8 protein-coding genes and 1 pseudogene are annotated in these 10,510 nt (G+C 65.6%); all 9 read right to left on the bottom strand.

The window, feature by feature from the left end; translation table 11 throughout:
- Positions 1-156: 156 nt before the first annotated feature.
- Positions 157-573 (bottom strand): annotated as a pseudogene (locus GHT07_RS16590) (type 1 glutamine amidotransferase domain-containing protein); the annotation flags it as partial.
- 36 nt (positions 574-609) lie between these two features.
- Entirely contained in the window at positions 610-2,013 is a 1,404-nt protein-coding gene (locus tag GHT07_RS16595; protein WP_153586222.1) for an NAD(P)-binding protein, read from the bottom strand.
- A gap of 75 nt (positions 2,014-2,088) precedes the next feature.
- A complete protein-coding gene (locus GHT07_RS16600; RefSeq protein ID WP_194792970.1) occupies positions 2,089-2,973 on the bottom strand; it encodes a glycosyltransferase family 2 protein in 885 nt (294 codons plus the stop codon).
- Complete coding sequence (locus tag GHT07_RS16605) at positions 2,970-3,836, bottom strand: glycosyltransferase family 2 protein (RefSeq protein WP_153586224.1); 867 nt, start codon at positions 3,834-3,836, stop codon at positions 2,970-2,972. The genes GHT07_RS16600 and GHT07_RS16605 overlap by 4 nt, the downstream gene beginning before the upstream one ends.
- Before the next feature lie 125 nt (positions 3,837-3,961).
- A complete protein-coding gene (locus GHT07_RS16610; RefSeq protein WP_153586225.1) occupies positions 3,962-4,621 on the bottom strand; it encodes a hypothetical protein in 660 nt (219 codons plus the stop codon).
- An 11-nt stretch (positions 4,622-4,632) separates the two neighbouring features.
- Positions 4,633-5,103 (bottom strand): hypothetical protein, encoded by a 471-nt coding sequence (locus tag GHT07_RS16615; RefSeq protein ID WP_153586226.1) that lies wholly within the window; start codon positions 5,101-5,103, stop codon positions 4,633-4,635.
- Positions 5,104-5,294: 191 nt separating this feature from the next.
- On the bottom strand, positions 5,295-7,553 hold the full coding sequence (locus GHT07_RS16620) for a CHASE2 domain-containing protein (protein ID WP_153586227.1): 2,259 nt from the start codon (positions 7,551-7,553) through the stop codon (positions 5,295-5,297).
- A 5-nt stretch (positions 7,554-7,558) separates the two neighbouring features.
- A complete protein-coding gene (locus GHT07_RS16625; protein WP_153586228.1) occupies positions 7,559-9,247 on the bottom strand; it encodes a LysM peptidoglycan-binding domain-containing protein in 1,689 nt (562 codons plus the stop codon).
- A complete protein-coding gene (locus GHT07_RS16630) occupies positions 9,244-9,948 on the bottom strand; it encodes a response regulator transcription factor (RefSeq protein WP_153586229.1) in 705 nt (234 codons plus the stop codon). The genes GHT07_RS16625 and GHT07_RS16630 overlap by 4 nt, the downstream gene beginning before the upstream one ends.
- Between the last annotated feature and the right edge of the window lie 562 nt (positions 9,949-10,510).

Consider the following 10,510-nt stretch of genomic DNA (forward strand, 5'->3'; position numbering starts at 1 on the left):
AGAAGCCGCGGAAAAAGTGCAGTCGCGAACTCAAACTGCTACGCCAGCAACCACGCTAACACGCCAGCCGGTGCTGAGCAATAGATCGCGTGAAATTCACTCGCTGGGTTCTGGCTCAAGCTCGACTGAGCACTGCGCTCAGTGCGCTCGCTCCGCTCAGTGCGGCTGCAACTGCGCCTGCAACTGCGCCTGCAACTTCGCAAGCACAGCGCGTGCAGCGGGCTGCGATGATGCGGGGTTCTGGCCCGTGATCAGCTTGCCGTCGGTCACCACGTGCGGCTGCCAGTCTGCTGCCTTGCTATAGGTGCCGCCGTTGGCGACCAGCATGTCCTGCACCAGGAAGGGCACGATCGTGGTCAGCTGCGCCGCCTCTTCTTCCGTGTTGGTAAAGCCCGTGACCTTCTTGCCCTTCACGAGCGGCGAGCCGTCTTTCGCGCGCACATGGTGCAGCGCGCCCGGCGCGTGGCACACAGCCGATACCGTTTTGCCTGCAGCGAACATCGACTCGATCAGCGCGATCGAGTCAGCGTTGGGAGTGAACGCCAAAGGGTAGGCCGGCCCTGACGGGCCCGGCCGCGCGGTTGGCTGAACTTCGTGTCAGACGAAACCCTAAGCAGCGGGCTTGGCGAGCTTGTGCATATTGGGCACCGCCGTCATGGATGCCGCACGAATGCGCCCCAGCACTGCAAGGCGCTCAGCGTCTGACTTGTCGAGTTCGGAAACCATCCGGCTGAAACCGTCGAGCCGCGAGTCGCGCAGCCACTGCCGCCGCGCGGGGTCTTGCGACCAGGCCATCTGATTCATCATGCTGACCTGCGTTGCGCGCGCATAGCCTGCCAGATCGTTCGGGAAGGGCACCGGCTTGCACACGGCATTCTTGCCTTCGTCGTCGTCGCCATGCACTTCGATGTAGGCACTCTGCGCCGCGCTCAACACCACGAGCGGCGCGCGCAGCAATTGAATCGCAATACGGCTGCCCTGGAACACAGGCTGGCTGGCCTCGCGGCGGATCGCTGACGCCGTGCAATCCACATACAGCGTGGCCGGCTCCATGGCGACACGGCCATGCTCCAGCTCCATCGCGTCACGCGTGATGCTTTGAACGCGCCCCATGCGAATCACCCGCCGGACGGTGCGCAGCAAGTCCACTTCCCCGGTGGAGATCGTGGCGTAGTGAAACATCGTGGGCATGTGCGCTGTGTCGATGCGCAGCATCTGGCCCAGGGCCTCCAGCCGCAGGAACAGCTCGTCGATCGACTGCGCCTGCGCAAATGCCTCCAGCTTGTCGGCTTCACCGCCGACGGAGTAGTTGAAAAACTCCAGGCCCGGCTGCGTCTGCAAGCGGTTCACGATCCACGAGTCGCGCGGAACGACCCATTGAATGGCGTCCGGCGCCGCGCCATTGCGAAGCAGCCACACGACCGTGTCCATCGCCGTCTTGCCCGCGCCAAGCACGCAGAACTGTCGCGGCGCGCTGTTGCCCTGCTGCTCGAGCCACAGCTGCGGCAAGGCATTCGGCGGCATCACGCGCACGCCTTCGCCGACGGCAAACTTCGGCGTATGCGTGGAGGGCACGTTCGGCGAAAACCACGTCGCATCCACCGTCTTGCGGCGCACCTCGACTTGCGTCTGCGCACCCGACAGCAGCGACACGATGCGCCCATCGCCCGCGTATTCACTCATCGGGTGATAGCTCACGCGGCCGCTCGGCAGGAAGCGCTGCGTCATCAGCTTGTCGTAGTAGGTGTTGATCTCCGGGCCGCTGGCCATCTCATACAGGCCCTTGTTCGGGCCGGCGTCGTCGATACGCCGGCTGCCCAATTCGGTGGAGTTGACGCCGTAGTAGGCGGATGGCTGGTGCAGGCCCACGAACGAATACGCGTCGTTCCAGTGGCCGCCCGGTTTGCTATGCCTGTCAACGATGGTGATGTGCGCGTCGCACTCATCGAGCAAGGTGTCGGCAAATGCCATGCCGACGGCGCCACTGCCGATGATCAGGTAATCCGTTTCCAAGGCTTCTCCTCGTTTTGCTTGTTCAAACACTCATGGCCAAGGCTGATCTTCCATGCCGGCAGCAGCAATGTCCAGCTAGCGCAGCGGCGTGCCCCCAAGACGCAGGCGGCAGGTTTCAGCCACTGCCAGTGCATTGACCCCGCATGCCGCCAGATACAGCTTCCACCACGATGGATCCCCGGCGTTCCTGATGGCGATGATCTTCGCGACATAGCGCCGCGGATAAAACGCATCGAGCAACGAGCGGCACGCGCCTGGCGCCAGCGCCAGGTGCAGCTGCATGCGCAGCGTGAGCATGCCGCCCTGAACACGCAGCGCCTTGCGGACCACCTGCCGCCACGTCGTGCGAGTGGCATGGCGAACAATCGCCCCGGCGCAGTAGCCGACCGGGTGCCCCGCCCGCGCTGCACGCAAGCACCACTCCCAGTCGCCAGCCGAGCGCAAACGCGCGCAGAACGGACCGACCTTGTCGAACGTGGTTTTGGCGACGATGAGGTTCGCGGTGGCCGCAAAACCGCTTTTCTCCACATACGACTGCTGGTTAAGCCCGAACGCCACATCGTATTTTTCGACGAGCGACTGCGGGTTGGTCATCACGAGCTCGATGTGCCCGCCGAGCGGCTCGTGGCGTGCCGCATGAAGCAAGCCGGCTTCGAGCCAGTGGTCGTCGGGCACGCAATCGGCATCGGTGAACGCCAGCCAGCGCCCTCGCGCAAGCATTGCACCCCGGTTGCGAGCGGCATAGGAGCCAAGCTGGGCCTCGTCAACCACGGCAAGGTTTGCGAGCAAGTCGCTGACTTCCAGCGTGAGTGCTTGTGCAGGCCGGTTGTTGACCACGATCACTTCGAACGACTCACGGCCCACCGTTTGATGCGCCAGCGATTGCAAGCAGCGCTCAAGTGCCGCGCGCTCGCCGTAATACGGAACGATCACCGACACCACAACCGGCGCTGCAGTCACGGACGCAGGCCCAGAACAAGTGGCTCGCTCGCGAAGTTCCTGTAGACCGTGCCGCAGCCAAATCGGTCGGGCGCGCAGACCACACTGCCGCCCGCCTTCTTCTGAAGCCAGATCTCGTAGTTGTCACGACAGCTGCCGAAGGCGCGGCCGGTATTGCGGCCCGTGACCTTGTTGCTGAAATGGCGGGTGCGCAGCTCGTCGCCGTGATCGATGCACGAGAGGTAGCGCTCCTCGATCAGCCGGCCCTTCAGGCCGAGCGCCATCATCCGCTCGGAGAGATTGCTGTCTTCATAGCCCCAGCTGCTGAACTGCTCATCGAAGCCGCCCAGTGCCCAGAACAGTTCGCGTGGCACCACATTGCGGCCCTCGACGCCGCGCACATTCGTGGCAACGATGCGGTCGCCCTCGATCACGCCACCCGACAGGAAATCGAGCGCCTGCAGCTGCTCCCGCACGTAGGCTGCAAAGCCCGGGCCGGTGAAATTGTCGGCGTCGAGATTGCACAGGATCGATCCACGTGCGAGGCGAAACGCCTGGTTCTTGGCGTGGCTGGCGTGGAACGCCGTGGGCTCGGGGTTGAAGTAGTGGACGATGCGGCCGCTGGCGAGCTCGGCGGCGCATTCATCCTGGACCCACTGCTGCAGCTCGTCGCCGGAGTTGTAGTTGACGATGACGAACTCGACCTCCGCGTCGTCCTGATGCCAGGCGAGGTTGCGCGGCAGCGTCTGCCGCAGGTGAATCAGCCGGTCTTTGCAGGTGATGCAAAAGCTGACGAGCGCACGCTGCTCCTGCCGGCAGAGGTAAGGCGGGATGCTGGTTGGGCCGATTGGCCCCAAGCGGGGGCGAAGCGCGTCGTCGTTCATGGTGTGCAGCGGCGAACCGCCAGATCAAAACGCGACTTTTTACCATCACGGCGACCGCGGGTTGCCGCATACAGGCATGGCGCGGCACCCTTCGCAAGGGCCGCCGGGCGAAATCGCCCAGCTTCTCAGAGCGGCGTGGGCAGCGTGGGCGCGAACAAAACGCCGTTGCGCCTGTTGAACTGCTCGTTTGCATCGAGCTGCTGTGACAGTGCCTCCAGCCGCGCGGAGCGCTCTGCAGCCGGTGCCGAGCCCACTTGCACGGGCCCTGCGATCACATCGCCTGCGGCAACAGAGCGCATCGGTGGCGTGCGGGGCGGCAGCGGCCTCGACATGAACCACTCAGCCGGCGCCGGCAACGGCTCCTCGGGCTGGCCTGGCGGCAGGTTCAAGCGCCATGACAAACCGCGAAACCAGTCGCTGGCGTGCGGATCAAGCGCCGTGAGTTTCTCGACATACATGCGCTCGAGCGTGACGGCGTGCTGCATGATCCGTGGCACCCAGGTGCGCAGCACGATGCGCGCATGCATCCCGGTGGGCTTGTTGCCCGCTCCGGTGGTCAGGATTTCAAGCGCGAGCCACGTGGGCGCCAGGCCGGCACTGACCTGCACGTCGCGCAGCACAACACGCATGAGGTCGCGCCGCAACTGCCGCTCGCCAGAGGCCAGCGACAGAGACGATCCTGCGGGCTGGCTGCGATACATCGACGACTGGAAACGGGATGCGCCTGCGTCTTCGCTCGCGGCGCCACGGCCAGTGAGCTTGCGAAAAAATTGTTTGATTGACATGGCGTACTCCTTTACTGGCCCATGTGAAGCCAGTTCTCCTCAGGCAGCTGCGCGAGCATGTCGCGCAGCTCGCCCAGCAGGCCAGCGCTTGCCGCCCATTCAATCTGGTCGCGCAGCACAAGCCGCTTGGCCAGTGACGACGTGAGCTGCCACTCTTTGCCCACCAGGGGCCGGGCCAGGCGGTCGGGCTTGTCGGCCAGCTTTTCAAAGATGGCTCGCCACTCGCGCGGCAGCGGGCACACACGGCCGTTGCGCCGCGTCATGAGCAGCACTTCATCAACCGTCGGCGCGGTGTCTGCGGGTGCGGTTGCAACTGCCGCGGATACGTCGGCACGCAATGCGATCGGGGCCGGCATCGTCGGTGCGAAACGCTTTTCCTGCCGGGCAACGAGTTCATTCCAACGGTCCCAGCCCAAGTCGCCTTCGAGCACTGTTACTTCAAGCTGGCGTGCGGTGAGGGGTTCAGAGTCGAATGGGCTCATGGCGAAATACCTCTGGGACTGCATGGTGGCGGTGTACATCTGTCAAATCTTGGAAATGGGGCTTGCAACCCCGTCTCTTCCTTTCATGAGCCCATACTAGGCAGCGCGACCGCGAACCGCGACGAACTTCAAGATTGTTGACATTCGGCCCAGCGCCGCCGGGCGGCCGGGCGGCCAGGCGGCGTGGGCCGTCAGCCGTCAGCGGGCGCAGCCACAGCAGGCAGCCAGATCGCGACCCGCGCGCCGCCGCCGGTTGCATTGGCCGCTTCAGCGCCGCCGCCGTGGCGTTGCGCCACGGTCCGCACAAGCGCCAGGCCCAGGCCCGCGCCGCTGGTGCGCGCTGATGTGCCCGGCGACCCCTTCGTGCCCTGCGCGCCTTGCGCAAACGGCTCGAACAGGCGCGCCGGGTTAGCGCCCAGCCCCGGCCCGTGATCGCGCACGCTGAACTCGACGCGGTCGCCCGCCTGGCGGACGGCGCACTCGATCTGCGTGCCTTGCGGCGCGAACTTGATGGCGTTGTCGATCAGGTTCTGCATCGCCCGATGCAACAGCGTGCGGTCGCCGCGGCACCACGCCTCGTCGCCGTCGACCGTGATGCTCACCCCTGCTGCCCGCGCACGCGCCCACAGCTCGTCAGCCACTTCAACGGCAACGTCCAGCAGCAGCTGCGGCGAATTGTCGTAAGCCGTTGACTCAGCACGCGCCAGGTGAATGAAGTCATCGGCGTAGCCAAGCGTGGTTTCTGCAAGACGCCCGATGCGGTCGAGCAGCTCAGCCTGCGTGGCCTGCAGCGCACCCGCACGATGCAGTTCGAGCAGGCTCAGGATGGACGCTTGCGGCGCGCGCATGTCGTGCGAGAGGTGGCCAAGCGCTTCTTCACCCAGGCCGACGCGCGACGGGCTTGCGCGCACATCCACCAGCGTGGCAATCCAGCCGATCGGCTGGCCTTGCGGCGTGGCACGCGGCAGGCACCGCAGCAGCAAGCGTGAGCCTGCAGCATCTTGCACTTCCTGCGTGGCTGGAGTTGCAACGAGCAGCTCGCCCAGGCCACGAATGTCCGGATGGTCACCGCTCGCATCAGCGCGGCGAAGCCGTTGGGACCACAGCTGCGCGACATCTGCGCCCACAGGCTCATACACCTGCGCAAACATGGCGCGCGCCGCCGCATTCAACAGCAGGACCTTGCGTTCGGCATCGACCACAAACGTGCAATCCGGCAGGCGGTCGAGTGTCTGTTCGAGCACGGTCTTGGCATTGCGCATCGCATCAGACTGCCTTTGCAGCAGCGCAAGGCCGCCCGCCAGGTCGCCGATTTCAGGAACATCGCGCGCATCGCTCGCCGCGCCATCCGCACGCAACCGGCCGATTTCGGTGAAGACGTAGTCCAGCGTCTTGCGCAGCCACCTCGTGCTCCAGGCGAGGTACGCAACGACGAGCATCAGCGCCCCCGCGAGTGGCAGCACCTGCACATGCGCAGCGCTTCGCAGCAGGGCCACCAGCCCACCGAAGACAACCAGCGTGCCGATCAAGACGACCCACGCGCGATCCGCCGGCAGCCGCACGAGCAGCGCGCAGGCCAGCAGCACCACCAGCGCGTTGGCCACCGCGTTCCAGAAGGCAGGCGCACGCCGCACGGCATGGCCTGTGAGCTGCGCTTCGAGCGCGGTCGCCAGCACATCCACGCCAGGGCGCAGGCCGCGCGACGGAAGCGCTGGCGTTGCATGCTGGTCCCCCAGGCCCGTTGCCGTCATGCCAACGAGCACGTACGCGTTGCGCAGCCGCGCCGCATCGAAACGGCCCGCCACCACATCGGCATACGACAACTGCAAAAAGCCTTGCCCCGGTTCATGAAAATCCAGCAGCGTAGGCTCGCTCTGCTGCCACGGCTTGAGGCCAGTGCCATTGCCTGCGCCACTGCCTGGATTGCCTGAACCGCCTATGGCTGCCATCGCGACTGCCAGGTGATCCGGCTTGCCACCAAACGGCACGCTGCGCACCAGCCCGTCGTCATCCACCACCACATCAACACGGCCCAGGGCACGCGCCGCATTTGCGTAGAGCGCCAACGGCGCCAGCAACGACCCATCGGGCTGCGACGACACGGGCAGCACCACACGCGCGCTGCGGCGCATCACGTCGGCCAGCACGGCGTCTTCCTGCGGTGAAGAGGCTTCAGTGAGCAGCACGTCAAAACCGATGGCGCGCGGCGCAAGCGGCATCAGTTGTTCGAGCAACTCGGCGTGGCGCAGGCGCGGCCACGGCCAGCGGCCCATACGCTCCAGGCTGGGTTCGTCGATCGCCACGATCACGATGTCGTGCGAAGCCTGCGGCGCTTGCGGGCGCAACAGGTCCGACAGCGCGAGGTCTGCGTTGCCAAGCCCCTGCAACGCGCCCAATGCCGCGGCCACAGCCGCCAGTGCGACAGCCAGCCACGCGTCGCGCGCCGCCATGCGCGTCAGGGCACCAGCGGCGCGCCGCTCGAGTCGCGCACGGCTGCTCCGTCGCTCGAGCCCAGCCACGCCGGCCCGCGCACGATGCGTGCGGGCGAGAAGTCGGATGGCAAGCCAGCCGCATCGATCGTGCGGATGCGCACGAAGAACGCAGCGCCGGTGGGCAGCCTGAGCAGCGTTTCTGGCTCAGCGACTTTGTTTTCAGACACGAGCGACTTGAAGTCAGCATCGCGCGCGACTTGCACCACATAGTTCGCGCCCGTAACGGCCTCCCAGCGCAGGCGCACGCCACTGCCTTCCTGACGCTCGGAGGGCGATGGCGCCGGTGGCCGCGCGGCAATCGTGAAGCGGCTCGCCGGGCTTGGCACGCTGCGCAGCACCTTGCCGCCGGGCAAGTCGCGCAACGATGTCGCGCGCCATTCGTAGCGGCCCAGCGGCAGACGTGGCAACGCGGCCTGGCACGAAGTGCCTGCATCTACACGCACAGGCTCGCTTGGGGCTGCGGCATCGCGAATCACGATTTCATAGCGCGTGGCATTCGGCACTTCGGAGCACACCAGCCGCGTGGGCAGGCCTTGCCCCAGCACAGCATCGTTGCGCGGCTCGCTGATGAATGGCGATGCGAGCGTGATCACGGTGAGCGCACTCACTGCTGGCCGGCCGGGAATGCCCTGCGCGTCCACAGCGCGGATCGTTGTGCGATAACTGCCGTCGGCCACACGCGGCAGCGCAAATGAAGGCGCTGCGTTGCTCGCACGGCGCAACACGGCATCGGGCTGGGCCGCAGGTGCGATCTCGAATTCGTAGTTGGCCGCGCCTGCGACAGCGGCGGCTTCAAGGTTTGATTCGGGCGTGAGCACAGGCGTTGCATCCACCCCCGGCGCGGCCAGCATGGCCACTGCTTGTGGCTGACGCGCCGAACCGTCTGCCACCGCGCCTGTTCCGGCAGGAACAGCGAGCGGCTCGTAGCCCGAGCCAGCCAGCTGCACGCTGCCTTCAGAGACCTCCGTCACCATCGCCGAAGACGCAGGCAGCCGCACACCGAACCGCGTACCGCGCACAGCCGCTGTGCCCAGGCGCGTTCGCACCTGGTAGTTGGTGCCGGCCACACCGGGCGGCACGCGCGATTCGATGATGCCCGTTTGCAGTTGCATCAGGCGTGCGCGCGGTGCTTGAGACGTGTCGGCAGCCTTGGTGTTGCGCGCCTGCACGCTCGCACCTGGCGGCGGAAGAATCTTCATTGCCGTGCCGGGCAGCAAATGCGTGACGATGCCTTCGGGCCAGCGCAAGGTGACATAGGCCTGCGGCTGCACATCGACCATATCGGACTCGCGCAGTTCATCGCCCTGCGCCAGCGTGCGCTTCTGGCCAAGGCGCGTGAAGCTCGCCTGCCCGCTCACGTGCACGGCCACCGGCCCGGGCAGGCCCAGCGCCGGCACGCGCACGAGCGAGCCGGGCTGGAGCCGACGCGGATCACGAATCGACGGATTGGCGCGCTGCAACGCGACCCATTGCGTTGCATCGTCGAAGTAGCGCTTGGCCAGGCCGATGAGCGTGTCGCCTTGCACGACGGTGTGATCCACATGGTCGAGCGCGGGTTGCTGCGCGAGCGCGGTGACGCACGTGGCACTGGCGAGGAAGCCGATGAGGGAGAGGGGCAGCTTGTTCATCAACGTGTTCATGGGCCTGTTCATTCATGGACCTCATCGAGCCGGTAACCCATGCCATACACACTCGCCAGCTTGAATCCATTCGCTGGCCCCACGGCGAGTTTGACGCGAAGGCGCGAGATGTGGGTGTCGAGCGAGCGCGAGAGCGTGTCGGGGTTGGCGTGCAGGCCGCTTTCGAGCAGGTGCGCGCGCGACAGCAGGCGGCCCGTGTTGGCGAACATGAACACGGCCAGGTCGAACTCGCGCGGCTGCAAGTCCACCGCCTCGCCGCGCAGCAGCGCAACGCGGTTGACCATGTCGAAGGTGTACAGGCCAAACTCGCGCCGCTCAGTGCGCGGCTCGGGGTAAGCGCGGCGCAGCGCCGCCTGGATGCGAGCGGCCAGCTCCATGGGGCGCACGGGTTTGGTGACGTAGTCGTCGGCACCTGCCTTGAGGCCGGTGACCACTTCAGACTCGAGCGCGCGGCTGGTGATGAGGATGATCGGGAAGTCGAGGCCGAGCTGCGCGCGAACGGTGCTCACGATGTCGGGGCCCTGGATGCCGGGCAGGTTCCAGTCCACCATCAACAGATCGAAAGTGTCGCGCTGCAGCGCCTTGAGCAACGCCTCGCCCGAGCCGAATGCCTCGCTCGTGGCGCCCAGCGATTTCGCGATGTGCTGCAGCAAGTCCCGCTGCGCAGGATCGTCCTCGACGATTGCGAAGCGCCGTCCGTCTAAAGCTGCCATAGATGTCGCTGTGAGTCCTCTGCGGGTACTGTAGCGGGTGGAGGGGGTGGGGCTGGGGGTGGGAATGTCAACAAGTGCAAACGGGGGGTGCTTGAGGGCGCTTCGCGCAGGCTGATCGTCGATCGGGGGTGGGCGCGGCTGTTGGGGTGAGACTTAACTGGGACTGTCAGATTTTTTGTATTGAAGCGTCTGGCAAATGAGATTTGCCTGTAGCCCATATCTGCTGAAGCTTCAATGCTGCAGGTTTCGACGCTCTATTCCTTCAGTGATTGGGTTTGGAGTCGCAGACGGCTTGGTAAGGCTCCAAACCGCTCAGGGCAATGGCTTGGAGACAGACCAGCGCCTGCCAAACCATCCGAGCTCTGATGTGGCGCAAATTGCCACGCGCGCATCAAAACCACACAATCCGCAAAAGACTAGCGGAGGACGGCGTGGCAAGAATGTAAGCGTCCGGCGAACCCACCCTTGAGCGTTGCGCGTTAAGCGGCAAGGATGGCGTCCATCTAAGGAGTTAGGTGGACACCATGAAGGATTGGAGAAAGCGGCCGCGGCGCCGGCATAG

This window comes from Caenimonas koreensis DSM 17982 (assembly GCF_009646335.1).
Classification (GTDB): Bacteria; Pseudomonadota; Gammaproteobacteria; order Burkholderiales; family Burkholderiaceae_C; genus Ramlibacter; species Ramlibacter koreensis.